19 protein-coding genes are annotated in these 24,354 nt (G+C 65.5%); 2 read left to right on the top strand and 17 right to left on the bottom strand.

All coding sequences use genetic code 11. The features are described 5' to 3' along the window. Positions 1–26: 26 nt before the first annotated feature. From DN388_RS14030 to hutC, 12 genes are all read right to left on the bottom strand, one after another. Positions 27–827 carry a transporter substrate-binding domain-containing protein gene (locus tag DN388_RS14030; RefSeq protein WP_043862230.1) on the bottom strand — a complete coding sequence of 267 codons (801 nt, stop codon included), beginning with the start codon at positions 825–827 and terminating at the stop codon, positions 27–29. Between the two features lie 175 nt (positions 828–1,002). Continuing rightward, positions 1,003–3,576, bottom strand: coding sequence for a glucans biosynthesis glucosyltransferase MdoH (gene mdoH / locus DN388_RS14025; protein WP_043862171.1), 2,574 nt, complete (start codon positions 3,574–3,576; stop codon positions 1,003–1,005). Further along, the gene (locus DN388_RS14020; protein ID WP_080922881.1) at positions 3,569–5,284 is read right to left on the bottom strand and encodes a glucan biosynthesis protein G; all 1,716 of its coding nucleotides are present in this window, start codon (positions 5,282–5,284) and stop codon (positions 3,569–3,571) included. Before DN388_RS14020 ends, mdoH begins: the two co-directional genes overlap by 8 nt. Positions 5,285–5,546: 262 nt before the next feature. Continuing rightward, positions 5,547–5,984 (bottom strand): D-aminoacyl-tRNA deacylase, encoded by a 438-nt coding sequence (gene dtd, locus DN388_RS14015; RefSeq protein WP_088514678.1) that lies wholly within the window; start codon positions 5,982–5,984, stop codon positions 5,547–5,549. Beyond that, entirely contained in the window at positions 5,981–6,952 is a 972-nt protein-coding gene (gene pip / locus DN388_RS14010; protein WP_058541644.1) for a prolyl aminopeptidase, read from the bottom strand. Before pip ends, dtd begins: the two co-directional genes overlap by 4 nt. A gap of 171 nt (positions 6,953–7,123) precedes the next feature. Further along, the gene (hutG, locus tag DN388_RS14005; protein WP_255000504.1) at positions 7,124–7,927 is read right to left on the bottom strand and encodes an N-formylglutamate deformylase; all 804 of its coding nucleotides are present in this window, start codon (positions 7,925–7,927) and stop codon (positions 7,124–7,126) included. Next, entirely contained in the window at positions 7,912–9,144 is a 1,233-nt protein-coding gene (hutI, locus tag DN388_RS14000) for an imidazolonepropionase (protein ID WP_058541645.1), read from the bottom strand. The genes hutG and hutI overlap by 16 nt, the downstream gene beginning before the upstream one ends. Positions 9,145–9,159: 15 nt before the next feature. Beyond that, positions 9,160–10,554 carry an amino acid permease gene (locus DN388_RS13995; RefSeq protein WP_123753321.1) on the bottom strand — a complete coding sequence of 465 codons (1,395 nt, stop codon included), beginning with the start codon at positions 10,552–10,554 and terminating at the stop codon, positions 9,160–9,162. A 93-nt stretch (positions 10,555–10,647) separates the two neighbouring features. After that, positions 10,648–12,180: a histidine ammonia-lyase gene (hutH, locus tag DN388_RS13990; protein WP_255000501.1), complete on the bottom strand. Its 1,533-nt coding sequence runs from the start codon at positions 12,178–12,180 to the stop codon at positions 10,648–10,650. A 64-nt stretch (positions 12,181–12,244) separates the two neighbouring features. Continuing rightward, positions 12,245–13,921: a urocanate hydratase gene (gene hutU / locus DN388_RS13985; RefSeq protein ID WP_043862179.1), complete on the bottom strand. Its 1,677-nt coding sequence runs from the start codon at positions 13,919–13,921 to the stop codon at positions 12,245–12,247. A gap of 188 nt (positions 13,922–14,109) precedes the next feature. Further along, a complete protein-coding gene (locus DN388_RS13980) occupies positions 14,110–14,682 on the bottom strand; it encodes a HutD family protein (protein ID WP_116052515.1) in 573 nt (190 codons plus the stop codon). Then, entirely contained in the window at positions 14,679–15,389 is a 711-nt protein-coding gene (hutC, locus tag DN388_RS13975; protein WP_162484873.1) for a histidine utilization repressor, read from the bottom strand. The genes DN388_RS13980 and hutC overlap by 4 nt, the downstream gene beginning before the upstream one ends. Before the next feature lie 143 nt (positions 15,390–15,532). On the opposite strand from hutC, the gene DN388_RS13970 reads away from it, so the two are divergent. After that, a complete protein-coding gene (locus DN388_RS13970; RefSeq protein WP_255000495.1) occupies positions 15,533–16,897 on the top strand; it encodes a formimidoylglutamate deiminase in 1,365 nt (454 codons plus the stop codon). A 93-nt stretch (positions 16,898–16,990) separates the two neighbouring features. Here DN388_RS13970 and DN388_RS13965 read toward each other — a convergent pair whose 3' ends face one another. After that, positions 16,991–17,566, bottom strand: coding sequence for a lipocalin family protein (locus DN388_RS13965; protein ID WP_043862183.1), 576 nt, complete (start codon positions 17,564–17,566; stop codon positions 16,991–16,993). Further along, on the bottom strand, positions 17,563–17,817 hold the full coding sequence (bamE, locus tag DN388_RS13960) for an outer membrane protein assembly factor BamE (RefSeq protein ID WP_043862184.1): 255 nt from the start codon (positions 17,815–17,817) through the stop codon (positions 17,563–17,565). Before bamE ends, DN388_RS13965 begins: the two co-directional genes overlap by 4 nt. Positions 17,818–18,046: 229 nt before the next feature. Between bamE and DN388_RS13955 the strand changes: the two genes are divergently transcribed. After that, positions 18,047–19,939 (top strand): methyl-accepting chemotaxis protein, encoded by a 1,893-nt coding sequence (locus DN388_RS13955; RefSeq protein ID WP_255000493.1) that lies wholly within the window; start codon positions 18,047–18,049, stop codon positions 19,937–19,939. Positions 19,940–20,025: 86 nt separating this feature from the next. On the opposite strand, the gene DN388_RS13950 is transcribed toward DN388_RS13955, so the two are convergent. The 3 genes from DN388_RS13950 to DN388_RS13940 form a co-directional block, all read right to left on the bottom strand. Next, entirely contained in the window at positions 20,026–20,622 is a 597-nt protein-coding gene (locus DN388_RS13950) for a DUF924 family protein (RefSeq protein ID WP_043862186.1), read from the bottom strand. 3 nt (positions 20,623–20,625) lie between these two features. After that, on the bottom strand, positions 20,626–21,636 hold the full coding sequence (locus tag DN388_RS13945) for a class 1 fructose-bisphosphatase (RefSeq protein ID WP_043862187.1): 1,011 nt from the start codon (positions 21,634–21,636) through the stop codon (positions 20,626–20,628). Between the two features lie 141 nt (positions 21,637–21,777). Continuing rightward, complete coding sequence (locus DN388_RS13940) at positions 21,778–24,228, bottom strand: glycogen/starch/alpha-glucan phosphorylase (protein ID WP_058541651.1); 2,451 nt, start codon at positions 24,226–24,228, stop codon at positions 21,778–21,780. Between the last annotated feature and the right edge of the window lie 126 nt (positions 24,229–24,354).

Raw genomic sequence — 24,354 nt, 5'->3', positions numbered from 1 at the left:
TTCGAACCGGGCGTGGGGCCGCGGCCTTATTCCATGTCCTTCAGCCAGGCGGTGTCCTTGAACCACTTGTCGTGGATTCGATCGTAGGTGCCGTCGTGCTTGATCTGGTGCAGGAAGTTGTTGATGAAGTTCAGGCTGTCGTAGTCGCCCTTCTTCAGGCCGAAGGCCAGCGGTTCGAAGGTGAACGGCTCGTCGAGGAACAGCAGCTTGCCGGCGCCGGCCTTGTTCACTGCCACCACGTTGTACGGGGCGTCGTAGACGAAGGCGTCGGCCTTGCCGTTGACCACGTCCATCACCGCTTCCTGCTCGTTGTCGTAGCCGTGGTACTTGGCCTTGCCGATCAGCTTCTTGGCGACCATTTCACCGGTGGTGCCGAGCTTGGAGGTCAGGCGGTACTTCTCGTTGTTCAGGTCCTTGTAGGTCTTGATCTCGCCGGCCAGCTCCTTGCGGATCAGCAGGGTCTGACCGACCACGATGAAGGGTTCGCTGAAGTTGAGCTTGAGGTTGCGCTCCTGGGTCAGGGTCATGCCGCTGCCGATCATGTCGAACTTGTCGGTCATCAGGGCCGGGATGATGCCGTCGTAGGCCGTGGAGACGGTTTCCAGCTTGACGCCCATGGACTTGGCCATGGCCTTGAGGATATCGACTTCGAAGCCGATGATCTCGCCACGCTTGTTGGTCATCTGGAACGGCATGTAGGTAGGGTCCATGCCTACGCGCAAGGTGCCGCGCTTGACCGCGTCATCGATGGCGCCGGCTGCCTGTGCAGCGTTCACCGTCATCAGTGCCGCGACGCCGATCATCAGCATCGACAGATACTTTTTCATCATCACCAGATCCCCCAGCAGGAAAACTTCGAGTTTTATTATCGGGGGGGATGCTAACGCATGGGGGGCGTTGTTGGTATCAGAAAAAGGAGTGAAACATCGCCGGCAAAGCCGGCTCCTACAACGGCACGGATGACCTGTAGGAGCCAGCGTTGCTGGCGAAGGGGCCCGCAGATCAGGCCCCGGCGAGTGCGGCCTGCCCCTCGTGCTGCGGGTGCAGCGGCAACAGCGGCGAGTGCGGGTCGTTGGCAATCGACTCACGCCACACATCCAGCCAGGCGCGGTTGTCTTCGGCCCACACGCGGCTGTGCAGCCGTGCCAGGGCGACCGGGTCGCTGAGCAGCGCCAGGCGCGTGGCGCCATCCAGCGCGGCCGGGCCGACTTCCAGGGCCTTGGCGATGCGCTCGGCGCGGTTGCGCTCGACCACCTCCGCCACGCCATGGCGCGCGGTCGCCAGGGCACAGGCCAGGGCGTTCTGTTGCGGGTCGACCACGGCCCGCACAAACCCGTCCTTCAGCGCATGCCAGCGGTTTTCGTGGGTGTACTGGTCGGTGGCCAGCAGCTCCTGCGGCGTGGCGTATTCCTCAGGGATCAGGAACAGCTTCTCGTCCTTGGCGCGCAGGCCCAGGTTGGTGCGGCTGGAAATCACCGACACCGGGATCGACAGCATCAGCGAGCCCACGATCGGCACCAGCCACCACAGGAAGCTCGGGTTCAGCCACGCCACCAGCAACGCCCAGGCCACGCCCAGCAGGGTCTGCGGGCCATGCCGGCGCACCGCTTCGCTCCACGGGGTGGAGTCGTCGTCACGCTGTGGCGAGTTCCAGGTCGCGGCCCAGCCCAGGAACGCGGCCAGCACGAAGCGGGTGTGGAAGATCATGCGTACCGGCGCCAGCAGCATGGAGAACAGCATCTCCAGCAGCATCGACAGGGTGACCTTGATGCGCCCGCCGAACTCCTTGGCGCCCTTGGCCCAGATCAGGATGATGCTCAGCAGCTTGGGCAGGAACAGCAGCACGATGGTGGTGGAGAACAGCGCGATGGCTTTTTCCGGGTGCCACTGCGGCCACAGCGGGTAGAGCTGACGCGGTTCGAGGAAGTACTGCGGCTCCATCAGGGTGTTGGTCGCCAGCAGCGCGGTCGACAGCACCAGGAAGAAGAACCACAGCGGCGCCGACAGGTACGACATCACCCCGGTGAGGAACACCGCACGGTGCACCGGGTGCATGCCCTTGACCAGGAACAGGCGGAAGTTCATCAGGTTGCCGTGGCACCAGCGCCGATCGCGCTTGAGCTCGTCGAGCAGGTTGGGCGGCAACTCTTCATAGCTGCCCGGCAGGTCATAGGCGATCCACACGCCCCAGCCGGCACGGCGCATCAGTGCGGCTTCGACGAAGTCGTGGGACAGGATCGCACCAGCGAAGGCGCCCTTGCCCGGCAACGGCGCCAGGGCGCAGTGCTCGATGAAGGGTTTCATGCGGATGATCGCGTTGTGGCCCCAGTAGTGCGACTCGCCCAGCTGCCAGAAGTGCAGGCCGGCGGTGAACAGCGGGCCGTACACCCGGGTGGCGAACTGCTGCATGCGCGCATACAGGGTATCCATGCCCGACGCCTTGGGCGCGGTCTGGATGATCCCGGCGTCGGGGTTGGCTTCCATCAGCCGCACCAGGCTGGTGAGGCATTCGCCGCTCATCACGCTGTCGGCGTCGAGTACCACCATGTAGCGGTAGTCCGCGCCCCAGCGACGGCAGAAGTCGTCGAGGTTGCCGCTCTTGCGTTTGACCCGGCGACGACGGCGACGGTAGAAGATGCGCCCGAAGCCCTTGGCCTCACGGCATACGTCCAGCCAGGCCTGCTGTTCGGCCACGGCGATGTCGGTGTCGTTGGTGTCGCTGAGCACGAAGAAGTCGAAGCGGTCCAGGTTGCCCGTGGCCGCCACCGACTCGAAGGTCGCACGCAGGCCGGCGAACACCCGAGCCACGTCTTCGTTGCAGATCGGCATCACCAGTGCGGTGCGCGCCCCGGCCTCGATCGGTTCGTTGCCGGCGCTGCTGCCCGAAATCCGGTACTTGTCACGCCCGGTGAGCAGTTCCAGAAAGCCCATCAGCGCGGTCCAGAAACCGGCCGACACCCAGCAGAACAGAATGCCGAACAGGATCAGGATGCTGGTCTGCAGCGCATACGGCCACACCTGGGTGACGGTCTGCATGAACGACTGGTGCATGATTTCGTCGAGGTCGACGAACGACCAGCCCTGGTACGGCAGGATGCCCTTCATGTACCAGCCGGCGACCACGGTCTGGCCGAGCATCAACGCCAGCAGGATGTAGCGGCGCATCGAACCCACCCAGCGCCAGCGCGCCTTGGGCAGCTCGCGCTGTTCAGGCGCCGGCGCGTTGGTACGTCCGGTGACCCGGCGCCAGGCGCGCACCAGGATGTTGGTGCGCCATGGCTCGGGGATCACCCGGGTGCGGTGGATCGGCGGGGTGGCCTTCAGGCACACCCGGCCACTGGCGTCGAGGGCGAGCATCTCGGCCTCTTCCAGTTCCGCGGCGCTGTCCAGGGTCAGGCGGCTGCCCACCGAACCCTGTACCGAACCGTTTTCACCCACCGGCGGCTGCGCCGACAGGCGTCGGTGCAGCTCGCTGAACGAATTGCAGCTGGCCAGTTCGGCGCGCTGCTCGTCGCTCAGGGGCAGATGGGCCAGGTACTCGCCAAGCGATTCCGGCCTTTGTGAAGAGTTACTCATCGGCAGGCAACTGATAGCTCCAGGTCTCGGTCAACACCTGTTCGGTGGTGGCCGGTGCCCCGGTGGTGGTCGCCGCATCGGCGGCTGGCGGCTGGGCAGGTTTTTCCTGCTTGGCGTGCTTGGCAGCGGCCTTGTCCTGCTTGGCAGGCTTGGCCGGCTTGGGCTGTTCGACCGGTACGTCGCGCAGCAGCGCGGCGCGCATTTCGGTGGCCTTGCTCGGGTCTTTGACCTTCAGGCGCAGGGTCAGGCGCCAGCCCTTGATCTCAGGGTTGTAGCGCAGGTTGTTCTCGACCACTTCGGCGTTGTCGTCGGTGGTCACCTGGCTGCGCACGTTGGCATCTTCCGGCAGGGCGGCCAGCACCGGGCCCTCGAAGTCGACCAGGAAGGCGATGCTGCCATCGGGCTGGCGGATCAGGTTGGACTGCTTGACGTCACCGGTGGAGCGCAGGGTCTGCTTGACCCAGCCCAGGTTCGGCGAGTGGAACTCGGACTCGTCGATGGTCCAGTGCAGGCGGTAGTTGAACTCGGATGCCACACCGGGCTCAGGCAGTTTTTCCGGGCTCCAGAAGGCCACGATGTTGTCGTTGGTCTCGTCGGCAGTCGGGATCTCGACCAGGTCGACGGTGCCCTTGCCCCAGTCGCCGCTCGGCTCGATCCAGGCGCTCGGGCGCTTCTGGTAGTTGTCGTCGAGGTCTTCGAACTGGCTGAACTCGCGCTGGCGCTGCAGCAGGCCGAAACCACGCGGGTTCTCGACGCTGAAATTGCTCACGGCCAGGTGCTTGGGGTTGTTGAGCGGGCGCCACAGCCATTCGCCGTTGGCCGCATGGATCGACAGGCCTTCGGAGTCGTGCAGCGCAGGGCGGTAGTTGGGCACCTTGGACGGCTGGTTGCCGCCGAACAGGAACATGCTGGTCAGCGGGGCGATGCCCAGGCGGCTGACGTGGTCACGCAGGTACACCCTGGACTTGACGTCGACGATGGTGTCGGTGCCCGGGCGCAGGGTCAGCTTGTAGGCGCCGGTGGAGCGCGGCGAATCGAGCAGCGCGTAGATCACCAGGTGCTTGTCGGTCGGCTTGGGCTTCTCGACCCAGAACTCGGTGAAGCGCGGGAACTCCTCGCCCGACGGCAGCGCGGTGTCGATGGCCAGGCCACGGGCCGACAGGCCATACACATGGCCCTTGCCGACCACGCGGAAATAGCTGGCGCCAAGCAGGGTCATGATTTCATCCTGCTTGTCGGCCTTGTTGATCGGGTACAGCACGCGAAAGCCCGCGTAGCCGAGCTTGTCGGTGGCCTTGGGGTCGAACTGCACGTCGCCGAAGTCGAAGCGGCTCGGGTCGTACTTGATCTCCTGCACCTTGTTGGCGGTGACTTCGTTGATGCGCACCGGCGTGTCGAAGTGCATGCCCTGGTGGTAGAACGACAGCTTGAACGGGGTCTTGTCCTGGGCCCACTCGGCCTTGTCCTGCAGGAAGCGGATCTTCTGGTAGTCGCCGTACTTCATGTCACGGAACACGGCCGGCAGGTTGCTCTTGGGTGCTTCGTACTTCTGCCCGGCCAGGTCTTTGGCCTTGGCTGCCACGTCGTCGAGGTTGAACGCCCAGAGCTGGCCCGCGCTGAGCAGGCAGACCAGTGCAGAGGCTGCCACGAAGGCCTTGCGCAGCCGATTGGCGGAAGTTCTTGGTGCATTACAGGGACTTACAATCACGAGCAACCCTCGCCGAAAACAGATCAAAGAACCAACGGCCAGCGACGTATGCCGGGTTGGCGAGCACTGTTCGGACTCCGAAAGGGCACAATGATTCCCCAAACGGTTCCGGACGATGCTCAAGTCAGAGTAAAACGGGCCTGCGAACGCAGGCCCACATTTCGCGCGATTATCCAGCAGGCCGCGTTACAACGCATCAGGGCCAAGCAACTATTTATGCTGAAAAGCCGCTGTTTTCATGCAAGCAGCGGCCTTTTCACCTTCATATTTGTAGCATAAATGTCACAGGGCCATCATTGACCAGGTGAACCTGCATGTCCGCACCGAAACGCCCGCTCGCCACCGTGGGGTGCTTGAGCCTCGCCTGGGCCAGCAGGTAGTCGAACAGTTCGGCACCGAGTGCCGGTGGCGCGGCGGTGGAAAAGCTCGGGCGCAGGCCGCTCTGGGTGTCGGCAGCCAGGGTGAACTGCGATACCAGCAGCAGGCCGCCGTCGATGTCCTTGAGCGACAGGTTCATCTTGCCCTGGGGGTCGCTGAACACCCGGTAGTTGAGCAGCTTGTGCAGCAGCTTGTCGGCGTGGGCCGGGGTGTCGCCGGGCTCGACGGCGACCAGCACCAGCAGGCCCTGGTCGATGGACCCGACGATCTCGCCGTCGACCTCTACCCGCGCGCCACGCGCGCGTTGCAGCAGGCCCTTCACGCTTCTTCCAGCGGCAGGTCGAGCAGGCGCCGGGCCATCTGGTCGGCGGCGCGCACCAGCGCATCGGTGATGCCGGGCTCGGAGGCGGCGTGGCCGGCGTCGCGAATCACTTTCAGCTCGCTGTTGGGCCAGGCCTGGTGCAGCGCCCAGGCGTTGTCCAGCGGGCAGATCACGTCATAGCGACCGTGCACGATCACCGCCGGCAGGTGGGCGATACGCGGCATGTCGCGGATCAGCTGGTCGGGCTCCAGGAACGCGTTGTTCATGAAGTAGTGGCATTCGATGCGAGCAATCGACAGGGCGCGTTGCGGCTCGGAGAAGCGGTCGACCACCAGCGGGTTGGGACGCAGCGTCGCGGTGCGGCCCTCCCAGGTGGACCAGGCCTTGGCCGCATGCATCTGGGCGATCTGGTCGTTGCCGGTAAGGCGCTTGTGGAAGGCCTTGACCAGGTCGTCGCGCTCGTCGGCGGGGATCGGCGCGATGTAATCCTGCCAGTAGTCGGGGAACAGTCGGCTGGCACCCGCCTGGTAGAACCATTCGATTTCCTGCGGGCGGCACAGGAAGATGCCGCGCAGGATCAGCCCGTGCACGCGCTCGGGGTGGGTCTGGGCGTAGGCCAGGGCCAGGGTCGACCCCCAGGAACCGCCGAACAGCACCCATTTTTCGATGTTCAGGTGCTCGCGGATACGCTCGATGTCTTCGATCAGGGCCTGGGTGGTGTTGTTCTCCAGGCTCGCGTGCGGGGTGGAGCGACCGCAGCCGCGCTGGTCGAAGGTGACGATGCGGTACAGGTTGGGGTCGAAATAGCAGCGGCTTTGCGCATCGCAGCCGGCGCCCGGGCCGCCATGAATGAACAGCACGGGCAGACCTTCCGGGGAACCGCTTTCATCGACGTACAGTACATGCGGTGCTTCCACGGCCAGATCGTGCCGGGCGTAGGGTTTGATCTGCGGGTACAAGGTCTGCATTACGCACTCCGTGTGGGGAAATAGGCTGCCGTTGGGCATCATAAACCCGAAATGCGCTTTGAGCATGTACCTGTGTTCGGCTTTCGGGCCCCTTCGCCGGCAAGGCCGGCTCCTACCGGTTCGCAACCGTCTGCAGGAGCCGGCCTTGCCGGCGAAGGCAGCGCCGCGGTCCTATGCCGGGTAACGCTCGCGCCCCCACCCCAGCATCGCCACCAGCATCTGCTCCAGCACCCGCTGGGTCGGCTGCGCCAGATCGTCGCGGTAGGTGAACGGCGCCACCTCCTCCATGTAGTTGCACTGCGCCAGTTCCATCTGCACCGCATGCACGTCGTTGGCCGGGGCGCCATAGTGACGGGTGATGTGCCCGCCCTTGAAGCGCCCGTTGAGCACATGGCTGTAGCCCTGCGCGCCGGCCGCCACCGCCCTGACCCGCTCGGCCAGCGCCGCGTCGCAGCTCGCGCCATTGAAGGTGCCGATGTTGAAGTCCGGCAACGTGCCGTCGAACAGGTGAGGGATCACCGAGCGGATCGAGTGCGCATCCCATAGCAACGCATAGCCGAACTGCTCGCGCAGGCGCGCCAGCTCGCCGGTGAGGGTGTCGTGATACGGCCGCCAGATGGCCTCCAGGTAGCCCGCCCGTTCGGCCGCACTCGGCTCCAGCCCCGCCTTGAACAGCGGCTGCCCTTCGAACAGCGTGGCCGGGAACAGCCCGGTGGTGGCGCCGGCATACAGCGGCTGGTCATCCTCGGGCCGGTTCAGGTCGATGACGAAGCGCGAATACTCGCCCACCACCACGCTGGCGCCCAGCTCACGGGCAAAGGCGTAAAGGCGCGGAATGTGCCAGTCGGTGTCCGGCAGGCCCCTGGCCTCGTCCACCAGCCCGGCCTCGACCGCCGGGGTCAGCCTGAGCCCGGCATGGGGAATGCTGACCAGCAGCGGCAGCGTACCCTGGTGAAAACTCACGACCTTGTCCATGCAGCCTCCCCTTTATCGGTCAGTTCAACGCCGTGGCGCACCACCCGCTTGTGCAGGTCGCCGCCCAGCCAGTAGGCCAGGTCTGCCGGCCGTTCGATGTCCCAGGCCACGAAGTCGGCCACCTTGCCGACCTCCAGCGAGCCATGGCTGTCGCCCAGCCCCAACGCCGTGGCGGCATGCACGGTGACACCGGCCAGGGCTTCTTCGGGGGTCATGCGAAACAGGGTGCAGGCCATGTTCAGCATCAGGCGCAGCGACAAGGCCGGCGAGGTGCCGGGGTTGAGGTCGCTGGCAATCGCGATCTTCACGCCGTGCCTGCGCAGCGCGTCCATCGGCGGCAGCTGGGTTTCGCGCAAGAAGTAGAACGCCCCCGGCAGCAGCACCGCCACCGTACCGGCCTGGGCCATGGCGATGGCATCGGCCTCGTCCATGAACTCCAGGTGATCGGCCGACAGTGCCTGGTAGCGCGCCGCCAGGCTCGAACCGTGCAGCGACGACAGCTGCTCGGCATGCAGCTTGACCGGCAGGCCCAGCTCGCGGGCCTTGAGAAACACCCGCTCGACCTGCGCCGGCGAAAACGCCAGGTATTCGCAGAACGCATCCACCGCGTCCACCAGCCCTTCGCCAGCCAGCGCCGGGAGCATCTGCTCGCAGATGTGAGTGATGTAGTCGTCGGCGCGCTCGGCGTACTCGGGCGGCAAGGCATGCGCCGCCAGGCAGGTACTGCGCACGGTCAGCGGCAGCGTTTCGCCGAGCCGGCGCGCCACCTTGAGCATCTTGCGCTCGTTGTCCAGGTCCAGGCCGTAGCCGGACTTGATCTCCAGGGTGGTCACACCATCACGCATCAGGGCCTGCACCCGGCGCAGGGCGCTGGCATACAGCTCGTCTTCGCTGGCGGCGCGGGTGGCGCGCACGGTGCTGGCGATGCCACCCCCCTGGGCGGCGATCTCGGCGTAGCTCACGCCCTGCAGGCGCTGTTCGAACTCGCCGCTGCGGTTGCCGCCGAACACCGCGTGGGTGTGGCAGTCGATCAGCCCGGGGGTGACCCAGGCGCCGCCCAGGTCGACCGTGCTGTCAGGCACAGGGCCTGCCAGCGCCTGGCGCGGGCCGATCCATTCGATGCGCCCGGCGCAGGTGACGATGGCCGCGTCCTCGATGATCGAGTAGGCGCCGTGCGCCATGCTTGCCACATGGCAGTGCTGCCAGAGGGTTTTCATGCACAGTCTCCGTAACTATTGAGGCGTCGACACCGGCTGCGTGACCGTGCCACGCGGCTTGCACCACAGCCAGTAGGCGGCCACCAGGAACACCACCCACACCACGCCGACGATCAACGCCGCCTGGGTGTCGGGGAAGTAGCCCAGCACACCGAACACGAACAGCATGAAGGCGATGGCTGCGGCCGGCCCATACGGCCAGAACGGTACCGGGAACTTCAGTTGCGCGACCTCTTCGCGGCTCATGCTGCGGCGCATGGCCACCTGGGTCACCAGGATCATCAGCCACACCCATACCGTAGCAAAGGTGGCAATGGAGGCGATCAGCAGGAACACGTTTTCCGGAATCAGGTAGTTGAGCACCACGCCACCGAGCAGCGCAGCGCCCATCACTAGCACGGTCATCCACGGCACGCCGTGGCGCGAGATCTTCGAGAAGCCTTTGGGCGCGTGGCCCTGCTCGGCCAGGCCGTACATCATGCGCCCGGCACCGAAGATATCGCTGTTGATGGCCGACACCGCCGCCGAGATCACCACGATGTTGAGCACCGTGGCCGCCGAACCGATCCCCAGGTTGCTGAAGATCTGCACGAACGGGCTGCCCTGGCTGCCGATCTGCGGCCAGGGGTACAGGCACATCAGCACGAACAGGGTGAGCACATAGAACAGCAGGATGCGCAGCGGCACGGCGTTGATCGCCTTGGGGATCACGCGCTGCGGGTCCTTGGCTTCACCGGCGGTGATACCGATGATCTCGATGCCGCCGAAGGCGAACATCACCACCGCGAACGAGGCGATCAGGCCACCGACACCGTTGGGCATGAAGCCGCCGTGATCGAACAGGTTGCCGATGCCCACCGTGTTGCCCGCCTCGGCATTGGCCAGGCCGAAGGCCATGATGCCGAAACCGGCCAGGATCATCGCCACGATCGCGCCGACCTTGAGCAGCGACAGCCAGAACTCCATCTCGCCGAACACCTTGACGTTGCACAGGTTGAGCCCGCCGATCAGGAACACGATGCCCAGCACCCACACCCAGCGCGCCACCTCGGGAAACCAGAAGCCCATGTAGATGCCGAAGGCCGTGACGTCGGCCAGGCACACGATGATCATTTCAAAGGCGTAGGTCCAACCCAGCACGAAGCCGGCCATGGGCCCCAGGTAGGTGCTGGCGTATTTGCCGAACGAGCCGGACACCGGGTTGTGCACGGCCATTTCACCCAGTGCACGCATCACCATGAACACCGCCGCGCCGCCGATCAGGTAGGCCAGCAACACCGCAGGGCCGGCCATCTGGATGGCCGCGGCCGAACCGTAGAACAGCCCGGTGCCGATGGCCGAGCCCAGTGCCATGAATCGAATGTGCCGGGCCGTAAGCCCGCGCTTGAGACCTTGTGCTTGAGATTGCATTTCGCGTTCCTGTTTTTTTTGTAGGCGAAAAGCAGCGCGAACCCGCCAGGGTTCGCGCGGCAGACGGCTGGCCTGCACGGCCAGCCGGTGGCGTCAGAGGCTGGGCAGCACCTTGGCCGGCAGCAGGCCGGTCAGCGTGCCCGCTGCCAGCAGGGCGATGGCCGCCTCGATGTCGGGGGCGAAGAAACGGTCCTTGTCGTAGTGCGCGACCTGGCCGCGCAGGGCCTGGCGCGCCTGCTCCAGCTTGGGCGAGGTCTTGAGGCCGGTGCGCAGGTCCAGGCCCTGGCAGGCGGCCAGCCATTCCACGGCCAGCACACCGCGGGTGTTCTCGGCCATTTCCCACAGGCGCTTGCCGGCGGCCGGGGCCATCGACACGTGGTCTTCCTGGTTGGCCGAGGTGGGAATGCTGTCGACGCTGTGCGGGTGCGCCAGCGCCTTGTTCTCGCTGGCCAGCGCGGCGGCGGTGACCTGGGCGATCATGAAGCCGGAGTTGACCCCGCCATTGGCCACCAGGAACGGCGGCAACTGCGACATGTGCTTGTCCATCATCAGCGAGATGCGCCGCTCGCTCAGCGAACCGATTTCGGCGATGGCCAGGGCCATGTTGTCGGCGGCCATGGCCACCGGCTCGGCGTGGAAGTTGCCACCGGAGATCACGTCACCCTCCTTGGCGAATACCAGCGGGTTGTCGGACACCGCGTTGGCCTCCACCACCAGTACCTCGGCGGCCTGGCGCAACTGGGTCAGGCAGGCGCCCATCACCTGTGGCTGGCAACGCAGGGAGTACGGGTCCTGCACCTTGCCGCAGTTCTGGTGCGAGGCCGACACTTCGCTGCCGTCGCCCAGCAGGTCGCGGTAGCAGGCGGCCGAGTCGATCTGGCCACGCTGGCCGCGGGCCTGATGAATGCGGTCATCGAAGGGCGAGCGCGAGCCCAGCACCGCTTCGACGGTGAGGCTGCCGCAGGCGACGGCGGCAGCGAACAGGTCTTCGCCTTCGAACAGCCCGCGCAGCGCATAGGCAGTGGACGCCTGGGTGCCATTGAGCAGGGCCAGGCCCTCCTTGGCAGCCAGGGTCAGCGGCTCGAGGCCGGCCACCGCCAGCGCTTCGGTGGCCGACAGCCATTGGCCCTTGTGGCGGGCCTTGCCTTCGCCCAGCAGCACCAGCGACATGTGCGCCAGCGGTGCGAGGTCGCCGGAGGCGCCCACCGAGCCCTTGAGCGGAATGTGCGGGTAGACCTCGGCGTTGATCAGGGCGATCAGCGCGTCGATCACCTTGCGCCGGATGCCGGAAAAACCACGGCTCAGGCTGTTGACCTTGAGCACCATGATCAGGCGCACCAGGGCGTCGTCCAGCGGCGCGCCGACGCCGGCGGCGTGGGACAGCACCAGCGAGCGCTGCAGGTTCTCCAGGTCGTGGCTGGCGATGCGGGTCGAGGCCAGCAGGCCGAAACCGGTATTGATACCGTAGGCGGTGCGGTCCTCGGCAAGGATCTGCTCGACGCAGGCCACGCTGTCTTCGATCTGCTTATCGGCGCTGGCGTCCAGTTGCAGGGTCAGCGGTTGCTGGTAGATCGCACGCAGCTGAGCCAAGGTCAGGGTGCCAGGCTTCAGGGTCAGTTGGGTCACGTTATTGCTCCGTCTCGAAAGGCGTTCACGCCCGTCATGAATTCAGTATCGACCAGGGCGCCGCTCAGCGCGTGATCATCGGCAGGTTCAGGCCCTGCTCTTTCGCGCAGTCGATGGCGATCTGATAACCGGCATCGGCATGGCGCATCACGCCGGTGGCCGGGTCGTTGTGCAGGACGCGGGCAATACGCTCGGCGGCTTCGTCGGTGCCGTCGCACACGATGACCATGCCCGAGTGCTGCGAGAAGCCCATGCCCACCCCGCCGCCGTGGTGCAGCGATACCCAGGTCGCGCCGCTGGCGGTGTTGAGCAGGGCATTGAGCAGCGGCCAGTCGGACACGGCGTCGGAGCCGTCCTGCATGGCTTCGGTTTCACGGTTGGGGCTCGAGACGGAGCCGGAGTCCAGGTGGTCGCGGCCGATCACGATCGGTGCCGACAGCTCGCCGCTGCGCACCATTTCGTTGAACGCCAGGCCCAGCTTGGCGCGCAGGCCCAGGCCGACCCAGCAGATACGTGCCGGCAGGCCCTGGAAGCTGATGCGCTCGCGGGCCATGTCCAGCCAGTTGTGCAGGTGCGCGTCGTCGGGGATCAGCTCCTTGACCTTGGCGTCGGTCTTGTAGATGTCCTGGGCGTCGCCCGACAGCGCGGCCCAGCGGAACGGGCCCACGCCGCGGCAGAACAGCGGGCGGATATAGGCAGGTACGAAGCCGGGGAAGTCGAAGGCGTTGGTCACACCCTCTTCCTTGGCCATCTGACGAATGTTGTTGCCGTAGTCGAAGGTCGGGATGCCCTGCTTCTGGAAGTCGAGCATGGCCTGCACGTGCACGGCCATCGACTGCCTGGCAGCCTTGACCACCGCCGCCGGTTCGGTCTGCGCGCGGTCGCGGTACTGCTCCCAGGTCCAGCCGGCCGGCAGGTAGCCATTGAGCGGGTCGTGGGCGCTGGTCTGGTCGGTGACCATGTCGGGGCGCACGCCGCGCTTGACCAGCTCGGGCAGGATTTCGGCGGCATTGCCCAGCAGGGCGATGGAGATGGCCTTGCCTTCGCCCGTGTATCTGGCGATGCGCGCCAGGGCGTCGTCCAGGTCGGTGGCCTGTTCATCCACGTAGCGGCTGCTCAGGCGGAAGTCGATGCGGCTCTGCTGGCATTCGATGTTCAGCGAGCAGGCGCCGGCCAGGGTCGCGGCCAGTGGCTGCGCGCCGCCCATGCCGCCCAGGCCCGCGGTGAGCACCCACTTGCCCTTGAGGCTGCCGTTGTAGTGCTGGCGGCCGGCTTCGACGAAGGTTTCGTAGGTGCCCTGCACGATGCCCTGGCTGCCGATGTAGATCCAGCTGCCGGCGGTCATCTGGCCGTACATGGCCAGGCCCTTGGCATCGAGTTCGTTGAAATGTTCCCAGTTGGCCCAGTGCGGCACCAGGTTGGAGTTGGCGATCAGTACGCGCGGGGCGTTGCTGTGGGTCTTGAACACGCCGACCGGCTTGCCGGATTGCACCAGCAGGGTCTCGTCGTCATTCAGGTGGGTGAGGCTCTCGACGATCTTGTCGTAGCACTCCCAGTTGCGCGCGGCGCGGCCGATGCCGCCGTACACCACCAGCTCCTTGGGGTTCTCGGCAACTTGCGGGTCGAGGTTGTTCATCAGCATGCGCAGTGGCGCTTCGGTCAGCCAGCTCTTGGCGGTGAGCTGGGTGCCGCGCGGGGCGCGAATTTCGACGTCACGGAATTTATTGTGCTTGTTCGTCACGTAAGGGCTCCTCGAGCGAAAGGCGAATTCGGGATGGCACTGCCATGGATGCAATACAAACATATATTTACTTGTATGTACAAGTACAGGCAACCAAAAAACAGTGTCGTCCGCTTCGCCGGCAAGGCCGGCTCCCACACGCAAAAAAAGAATGGAACCTGCAGGAGCCAGCCTTGCTGGCGAAGCCCTTAACGTTCGGTCAGCTCGATCAGGCAGATCTGCCCACTGACCTCGAACTCCAGCAACCCGTGATTGCCGTCCAGCCGCAGGCAGTCATAGCGACCCAGCCACTGCTCGGCATGCCCTGCGACCTTGACCCGCACCCGCTCGTGCGCCGCGAACACCAGCAGCGTCTGGGCCGAGCTGTACACCCGGCTTTCACCCGGCAGCCACTGCAACCGCGCGGCAAACCGCTGCGGCGCATAGATCAGGTTGAAGTCGCGAATCGGTCCGCCCAGCAGGTTGCAGCTCACTGCACTTTCGCCGCTGAAGGCGAAGGCATCGAACGCCAGCAGCTCGCGGCTGGCCTGGCCATCCACCATCAGGCGCATGCCATCGCCCTGCAGCACGCTGATCACGCGCTGATACCCGGCAAAGCTGGAGAACCCGCCCGACTCGGCGATGTCGGCAATCGACAGGCGCCAGCCAAAGCCCTCCAGGCCGGCCCCGCCATCGCGGGTGATCTCTTCGGTACTGCCGCCGCCGTTCTTCCACGGCATGCGCGGGTAGTCGGCGGCACGTAACAGGGTCAACGAACTCATTTGCTGAAGCGTCCTTCCAGGCGGTGACGGGAACCGGGGTGAATCAGGCGCGCCGCCGTGACCGGCTGGCGACCCGACCAGGTGCGCCGGCGGATCAGCAGGCACGGCTCGCCCGGCTCGATCTGCAGCAGGCGGCATTCCTCGGGTTCGGCCAGGATCGCCTCGACCACGTGCTCGCCTTCGGTCAGCGGCGCCACCTGGGACAGGTAGGCGTAGGGGGTCTGGCGGGTGAAGTCCTGCTTGAGGTAGTCAGGGGCGACCTGGGCGTTGACGAAGCGGTCCTCGATCTGCACCGGGATGCCGTTTTCGTAGTGCACGATCAGCGAATGGAACACCCGCTGCCCTTCGCGCATGTCCAGCGCCAGCGCCCGCTCCGAGCCTGCCGCCTCTTCGGTCAGGGTGATCACCTTGCAGCTGTGCTGGTGGCCGCGCGCGGCGATCTCGTCGGCGATGTTGTTGACCTCGAACAGCGCCGAGCGGCTCTTGGGCTCGGCGACGAAGGTGCCGACGCCCTGCATGCGCACCAGCAGGCCTTCGGCGGTCAGCTCGCGCAAGGCGCGGTTGATGGTCATGCGGCTGAAGCCCAGCTCGGTGACCAGTTCGCTCTCGGACGGTACGCGGTGATGCGGCGGCCAGCTGCCGTTCTGGATCTGCTGGGCGATCATCTGCTTGACCCGCGCATACAGCGGCGCCGGGCCCTCGCCCATGTGGGCAACCAACGCGGAGACAGGAGGTGTCGACACGGCAAAAATCCTTGGTGATGAGTATGACCGGTAGAGTGCCGCAGTTTACCGGGCAGGCAAACGTCTGTATATGTATATACAAATAACCAGAAAAGGGTGGCGTACCGATGTCCGTGTTCTTTGCCGAACGTGCTTTGTTGCCTACAGGCTGGGCAGAAAACGTGCGAATCGAGACAGGCCCCGACGGCCTGTTGAATAGCGTACAGCCAGGCGCCTCGGCAGATGGCGCCGAGCGCCTGGCCGGGCCGTTGCTGCCGGGCATGCCGAACCTGCACTCGCACGCCTTCCAGCGCGCCATGGCCGGCCTGGCGGAAGTGGCCGGCAACCCCAACGACAGCTTCTGGACCTGGCGCGAGCTGATGTACCGGCTGGTGGGCCGGATCAGCCCCGAGCAACTGGGCATCATCGCGCGCCAGCTGTACATCGAGATGCTCAAGGCCGGCTACACCTCGGTGGCCGAATTCCATTACGTGCACCATGACGCCCAGGGCAAGGCCTATGCCGACCCGGCCGAACTGTCGCTGCGCATCAGCCAGGCCGCCGCCGACACCGGCATCGGCCTGACCTTGCTGCCGGTGCTGTACAGCCACTCGGGTTTCGGCGGGCAGGCGCCCAATGACGGGCAACGTCGCTTCATCAACGGCACCGAGCAGTACCTGCACCTGCACACGCAACTGGCGCCGCTGCTCGCCCAGCAACCGGCGCAGCGCCTGGGGCTGTGCTTTCACTCCCTGCGCGCGGTCACCCCGCAGCAGATCGCCCAGGTCATGGCTGCCAGTGACAAGGCCTGCCCAGTGCACATCCATATTGCCGAACAGCAGAAGGAAGTCGACGACTGCCTGGCCTGGAGTGGCCGCCGGCCGTTGCAGTGGCTGTATGAAAACGTCGACGTCGACCAGCGCTGGTGCCTGGTGCATGCCACCCACGCCGAGCCCGACGAAGTCAGCGCCATGGCGCGCAGCAAGGCGGTGGCCGGCCTGTGCCTGACCACCGAGGCCAACCTGGGCGACGGCATCTTCCCTGCCGTCGACTACCTGGCCCAGGGCGGGCGCATGGGCATCGGCTCGGACAGCCATGTGTCGCTGAGCGTGGTGGAGGAATTGCGCTGGCTCGAATATGGCCAACGCCTGCGCGACCAGCGGCGCAACCGGTTGCATGGAGCCGATCAGCCGATGGTGGGGCGCACCCTGTTCGATGCGGCCCTGGCCGGCGGTGCGCAGGCGCTGGGGCAGCCGGTTGGCGAACTGGCGGTGGGCCGGCGGGCCGACTGGATCGTGCTGGATGGGGCCGATCCGTATATCGCCACGGCGAGCGGGGACGGTGTTCTCAATCGCTGGCTGTTTGCCGGCGGCGACCGGCAGGTGCGCGATGTGATGGTGAATGGCAAGTGGGTGGTCAAGCAGGGTCGGCATGCGGGTGAAGAACAGAGTTCGCGGGCGTTTGCCGGGGTGCTTCGCGAAGTGCTGGGCTGAGCCAGAACCACGCCGTGATTATCGCGGGTCAAGCCCGCTCCCACAGGGTTTATGCTGATCCTGTGGGAGCGGGCTTGGCCCGCGAAGAGGCCCTCACTGACTGTGCGCGATGTCCCTGTCCGAAACCCGCCAGATCAGCCGCGTGGTGTCATACCCCTGCTGACGCGCCCGCGCCAGCAGGCTCTCGCGCTCCAGCGCCGGAATCGTCGGCGTGCGCGACAGTATCCACAGGTACTTGCGGTCCGGGTTGCCCACCAGTGCCGTCTGGTAGTCCTTGTCCACGTACAGCACCCAGTAATCGCCCTTCGTCACCCCCGGCAGTAACCGCGAGAACCAGTTGTCGAACTCCACCCACAGCTTGTCGGTCTTGCCCTGCACCTGTGGCGTCGCCGTACCACTGGCCTCCTCCCACTCGCCCTCGAGCGTGATGCAGCGGTTGAGCACGCCCACCGTGCCGTCCGGCTTGAGGTTGTAATGCGCTTCGCTCTGCGCGCAATTGCGCTGGAAGAACATCGGCAGCCGCGCCAGTTCGAACCACTTGCCCTGGTAACGCTTGAGGTCGACGCTGTCGACGGTCTTGGGCGGCAACGGCCCGTCGTCGCGCGAATGCGCACAACCGGTCAGCAGCAGGCCGGCGCACAGGCTCAACAGCAGGGGCAGGCGTTTCATTTGAGACCCTGCCCCGAGTACATCAGCACCTTGTCGGCGGCGTACTGCACGCTGATGAAGGCTTTCTGGTCGCCCCAGGTACAACTGGTCATGCCCAGTGCGCCGGAACACTCGGTGGGGCTGCCCAGCAGTCGCTCGACCTCGGCCTTGGGCATGCCGGCCTGGAGCTTGGAATAGTTTTCCTGGTTGATCTTGCTGCATGCGGCCAGCAACACGCACAACGACAACAGGGCGAGGGAACGCAACGACATGGGGTCACTCCTGAACATGAGGGTGCAAGCACGGGGCCTGACTCGAGCTTAGAAGCAAAAACCCCTATCCGGTTCCCGGCAACCCCATTTACCTGCACGGTTATCGTTGCCATTTGTCGACTAGTCGCACATCCGCCTCATTTTTTGCCCGGCGCGGACGACACAGGAGGGCGCTGCGACGTTTCGCCGCGCCCTCCCCGTTGACCGCCTTGTGCAGACAGACCTCGCAATGACCAAAAACCTGAAGTTCAGCCACAAGATCCTGCTGGCCGCCGCCCTCGTGGTCGCGGTGGCGTTTACCTGTTTCATCCTGTTCAACGATTACCGCCAGCGCCAGTCGCTGCGCAGCAACACCGAGGCCACGATGCAGGAGCTCGGCAGCCTTACCACCAGCAACATCCAGACCTGGCTGCAGAGCCGCATCCAGCTGCAGCATTCGTTTGCCCAGCAGGTGGCCGTGGATGGCCCCGGCAAGCCGAGCCTGGACCGGCTGATGGCGTTGCCGGTGTATGCCAACAACTTCACCCTGACCTACTTCGGCGGCCAGGACGGCAGCATGCAATCGGTGCCCACGGGCAACCGCGCCGCCGACTACGACCCACGGGTACGCGGCTGGTACAAGGGCGCCAGCGAGGCCGGGCGCAGCATCGTTACCGAACCCTACGTCTCGGCCTCCTCGGGCAAGCTGGTGATCACCATTGCCACCCCGGTGCAGCAGGCTGGCCGCCTGATCGGTGTCAGCGGTGCCGACACCGACCTGGACACCATTAGCAGCATCATCAACTCGCTGAACTTCGACGGCCACGGCCTGGCGTTCATCGTCAATGCCGAGGGCAAGATCCTGATCCACCCGGACAGCTCGCTGACCCTCAAGCGCCTGGCCGATGCCTACCCGCAGGGCACGCCGCAGCCGGGTAGCGGCCTCAAGGAAGTCGAGCAGGACGGGCGCCGGCAGTTCATCAGTTTCACCCGCGTCAACGGCGTGCCTTCGGCCGACTGGTACGTGGCGATGGTGGTCGACCAGGACTACGCCTTTGCCATGCTCGGCGAGTTTCGTACCTCGGCCATCGTGGCCACGGCCATCGCCGTGTTGATCATCATCGCCTTGCTCGGCGTGCTGATCCGTGTCCTGATGGAGCCGCTGCATGTGATGGGCCGCGCCATGCACGATATCGCCGAAGGCGAAGGCGACCTGACCCGGCGCCTGCGCATTCATGCCCATGACGAGTTCGGCGCGCTGGGCTCCTCGTTCAACCGCTTCGTGGAACGTATCCACAACTCGATCAGCGAAGTGTCCTCGGCCACCGGTCGGGTCAATGAAGTGGCCCTGCGCGTGGTCAGCGCCTCGAACGCGTCGATCCACAATGCCGACCAGCAGTCGGGCCGCACCAGCAGCGTGGCGGCGGCGATCAACCAGCTGGGCGCCGCCGCCCATGAGATCGCCCACAACGCCGCCCTTGCCTCACAGCACTCCAGCGAAGCACGCAACCTGGCCGAAGACGGCCAGCAGGTGGTCGACCAGACCATTGCGGTGATGAACCAGCTGTCGAGCAAGATCAGCGACGCCAGCACCCATATCGAGACGCTCAACGCCAACACGGTGAACATCGGTCAGATTCTCGAGGTGATCAGCGGCATTTCCCAGCAGACCAACCTGCTGGCACTGAACGCGGCCATCGAGGCGGCACGTGCCGGCGAGGCCGGTCGCGGGTTTGCGGTGGTGGCCGACGAGGTGCGCAACCTGGCCCACCGTACCCAGGACTCGGCGCAACAGGTGCAGAAGATCATCGAGCAGTTGCAGGCCGGCGCACAGGTGGCGGTGGGCACCATGACCGAGAGTCAGCGCCAGAGCGAGCACAGCGTGGGCATTGCCAACCAGGCCGGCGAGCGCCTGGGCAGCGTGACCGTGCGCATTGGCGAAATCGACGGGATGAACCAATCGGTGGCCACCGCCACCGAAGAGCAGACGGCCGTGGTGGAATCGATCAATGTCGACATCACCGAGATCAATACGCTGAATCAGGAAGGGGTGGAGAATCTGCAGGCGACGCTGCGGGCCTGCAATGACCTGCAGAGCCAGGTGGACAGGTTGAAGCAGCTGGTGGGCAGCTTCAGGATCTAGGGTGAAACAATCGCGGGTCAAGCCCGCTCCCACAAGGACAGCGATAGTCCTAGTGGGAGCGGGCTTGACCCGCGATTGGGTTCAGCTCAGAACCGCGAGCCCGGCTCCAGCAGAAAGTCCATCTCTTCATCGGTGCTCGGGCGCCCCAGCACCAGGTTGCGGTGCGGGAAGCGGCCGAACCGCGCAATCACCCGCTGGTGCTGCTCGGCATAGTCCAGGAAACCTTCGAACAGGCGCCGGTCACTGTCCGGCTGCGCATCCAGCAGCAACTGATAGCGCTCGATGCTGATGTTCTGCCAGTCCAGCACCTCGGCATGCTCCAGCACCAGCAGGATGAACACCCGCTGGATCGGCAGCAGCTGGTAGTCCCAGGCCTTGTCCAGGCCCTGCATCACCAGCACCTGCGCACGCCGGTCGCCATCGAAGGCGTGCTGGGTGTCGCGGTGGATCATGCGGGGCAGCTGGTCCAGCAGCAGCACCAGGCCCAGCCAGCCCTGGGGGCTTGCCAGCCATTCGTCCAGCTCGCCGGCCAGCGCCTGCGCGGCCAGCTCTCCGAAGCGCTCGCGCGCCTCGTCGTCGTGGTGCTTGCCGAACCACAGCGTACTCTTCTCGTCAGCCACGGCCTGGGGGCTGGTGCCCCAGCCGAACCACCACTCCAGCAACGGCTGCCAAGGTGCGAGCATGATTTACTCCTGGTGATAACCGGTGACGCGCTCGACTTCCTGCTTCGAACCCAGGAACACCGCCACACGCTGGTGCAGGCTCTCGGGCTGGATGTCGAGGATGCGCTGGCGACCGTCGGTGGAAGCACCGCCGGCCTGTTCGATGATGAACGACATCGGGTTGGCTTCGTACATCAGGCGCAGCTTGCCCGGCTTGGATGGCTCGCGCGCATCGCGCGGGTACATGAACAGGCCGCCACGGGTCAGGATGCGGTGCACGTCGGCAACCATCGAGGCGATCCAGCGCATGTTGTAGTTCTTTTTCAGCGGGCCGGTCTCGCCAGCCAGCAGTTCGCCCACATAGCGGGTCACCGGGGCTTCCCAATGGCGCTGGTTGGACATGTTGATGGCGAACTCGGCGGTGGTTTCCGGCACCTGGATGTTCTCGTGGGTCAGCACGAAACTGCCCAGCTCGCGGTCCAGGGTGAAACCCTTGACGCCGTTGCCCAGGGTCAGGATCAGCATGGTCTGCGGGCCGTAGATCGCGTAACCGGCGGCCACCTGCTTGGTGCCCGGCTGCAGGAAGGCCTGTTCGTTGAGGCTTTCGTTCTGGCTCAGGTACTCGTTGGGGCAGCGCAGTACCGAGAAGATGGTGCCGACCGAGACGTTGACGTCGATGTTCGACGAACCGTCCAGCGGGTCGAATACCAGCAGGTAGGCACCCTTGGGGTACTTGCCCGGGATCTGGTAGGCATTGTCCATCTCTTCGGACGCCATGCCGGCCAGGTGGCCGCCCCACTCGTTGGCTTCGAGCAGGATGTCGTTGGAAATCACGTCCAGTTTCTTCTGGACTTCGCCCTGCACGTTTTCAGTGCCCATGCTGCCCAGCACGCCGCCAAGGGCGCCCTTGGACACGTTGTGGCTGATTTCCTTGCACGCACGCGCCACCACTTCGATAAGGAAGCGCAGATCGGCAGGGGTGCTGTTGCTGCGGGTCTGCTCAATCAGATAGCGACTCAGGGTAACGCGGGACATGTAAGGCTCCGGAGGATGGGGTAGAAAAAACCCACGCAGTTTACAGGGAGAGTGAAGCGCTAGCGAGCAATAGGACATGCTCGCCCGATCAGACGACACATCGGCCCGAAGGTTCACGCCCCCGGGCCCGATGCCAGGTGCCTACTCCAGCGCGTTCCAGATCTCCCCGGCGTATTCGCGAATGGTGCGGTCCGACGAGAACCAGCCCATGCGCGCGGTATTGAGCACGGCCGAGCGCCACCACTGCTGGGGGTCGTGCCACAGCTCCTCGACGCGGCGCTGGGCCTCCCAGTAGGCATCGAAGTCGGCGCACACCAGGAAGCGGTCATACGGCACCAGTGAATCGATCAGCCCCACGTAGCGCGCCGGGTCGTCCGGCGAGAACACCCCGCCGCGGATCGCCTGGAGCACGTCGTTGAGCCGGTACGAGGCGCCGATGGCGGAGCTGGCACCGAAATCGCCGCTGCGCTTGCGCGCCTCCACCTGCTGGGAGGTCAGACCGAAGATGAACATGTGCTCGGCCCCCACCTGCTCGCACATCTCGACGTTGGCGCCGTCCAGGGTGCCGATGGTCAGCGCGCCATTGAGGCCGAACTTCATGTTGCTGGTGCCCGAAGCCTCGTAGCCGGCGGTGGAGATCTGCTCGGACAGGTCCGCCGCCGGGATGATGCTCTCGGCCAGGCTCACGTTGTAGTTGGGCAGGAACACCACCTTGAGCAGCCCGCGCACGGTCGGGTCGTTGTTGACCACCCTGGCGATGTCGTTGGCCAGCTTGATGATCAGCTTGGCCTGGTGGTAGCTGGCGGCTGCCTTGCCGGCGAAGATCTTCACCCGCGGCGCCCAGTGCGTGCCCGGCTCGGCGCGGATCGCCTGGTACAGCGCCACGGTATGCAGCAGGTTGAGCAGCTGGCGCTTGTATTCGTGGATGCGCTTGACCTGCACATCGAACATCGCCTCGGGGTCGACCGTGATACCCAGGCGCTCCTGGATCAGGTTGGCCAGGGCCTTCTTGCTGTGCAGGCGCTGCTGGGCGAAGGCCTTGCGAAACGCCGGCTTGTCGGCGAACGGCTCGAGGCGCCGCAGGTGCTTCTCGGGGTCGTCCAGCACCTCGGGCCCCAGCGCCTCCACCAGCATGCGGGTGAGCGGCGGGTTGGCCTGGTACAGCCAGCGGCGGAAGGTGATGCCGTTGGTCTTGTTGTTGATCCGCTCGGGGTAGAGCTTGTGCAGTTCGGCGAACACGGTGCTGCGCATCAGCTTGGTGTGCAGCCCCGACACGCCGTTGACGCTGTGCGACCCGAGGAACGCCAGGTTGCCCATGCGCACCCGCCGGCCGTTGTCCTCCTCGATCAGCGACACCGCGCGCAGCACGTCGAAGTCATGGATGCCCTTGGCCCGCAGCGCGTCGATATGAAAGGCGTTGATCAGGTAGATGATCTGCATGTGGCGCGGCAGCATGCGCTCCATCAGGCCCACCGACCAGGTTTCCAGCGCCTCGGGCAGCAGGGTGTGGTTGGTGTAGGCCAGGGTGTCGACGGTGAGCTGCCAGGCGGTGTCCCACGGCAGTTCGTGCTGGTCCACCAGCAGGCGCATCAGCTCGGCCACGGCAATCGAGGGGTGGGTGTCGTTGAGCTGGATGGCGGCCTTTTCGTGCAGGTTGAGCAGCGTGGGGTTCATGTTCAGGTGGCGGCGCAGCAGGTCCTGCAGCGAGGCCGAGACGAAGAAGTACTCCTGGCGCAGGCGCAGCTCCTGGCCGGCCTCGGTGCTGTCGGCCGGGTACAGTACCCGCGAGATGCTCTCGGCGCGGGCCACTTCGGCCACCGCGCCCAGGTGGTCGCCGGCATTGAAACGCTCCAGGTGCAGCTCTTCCAGGGCCCGTGCGCGCCACAGGCGCAGGGTATTGACGCTGGCACCACGCCAGCCCACCACGGGCGTGTCGTAGGCCACCGCACGCACCGTTTCGGCCGGCCACCACACCTGGCGCGGCTGGCCGGATTCGTCGTGCCGGGTCTCGACGCTGCCGCCGAAACTGATCGGGTAGATCACCTCGGCACGCTCGAACTCCCAGGGGTTGCCGAAATCCAGCCAGTTTTCGGTCTGCTCCTGCTGCCAGCCGTCGACCACGGCCTGGCGAAACAGCCCGTGCTCATAGCGGATACCGTAGCCGTGGGCGGCGATGCCCAGGGTCGACATGCTCTCCATGAAGCACGCCGCCAGGCGCCCGAGGCCGCCGTTGCCCAGCGCCGCATCGGGTTCGAGCAGGCGGATGCGCTCCAGGTCCACGTCCAGCCCGGTCATTGCTTCACGGGCGATGTCCAGCAGGCCGAGGTTGCTCAGGCTGTCGTACAGCAGGCGGCCGATGAGAAATTCGAGGGAGAGGTAATAGACGCGCTTCTGGCTCTTGCGGTAGATCTGCCGCGTGTGGTCCATCCAGTGGTCGACCATGTGGTCGCGGGCGGCCAGGGCAATGGCCTCGAACCAGTCGTGGTCGAAGGCGTGCTCGGGGTCCTTGCCGACGGCATAGGTCAGTTTTTCCAGTACAGCGGTGCGAAAGGCAGCCACCTGTGCGTCACGTGCGAGTGGTTCCTGAGACATACGACGTCCTCGGGCAAGTTGACGAATGCGGATGGGGATTTCTCAGCCTAGACGGTTCGACCGGGCGCGGTAGCGCGGGTTCGTTTGTTTCTGTGCAAAAGCGGTACCGGGTTGGCACGAACCCGG

Source organism: Pseudomonas sp. S12(2018) (genome assembly GCF_024355235.1).
In the GTDB taxonomy this organism is placed as follows: domain Bacteria; phylum Pseudomonadota; class Gammaproteobacteria; order Pseudomonadales; family Pseudomonadaceae; genus Aquipseudomonas; species Aquipseudomonas palmensis.
Note: the sequence above shows the minus strand (reverse complement) of the source record. Positions and strands in the feature narration are given on the sequence as shown.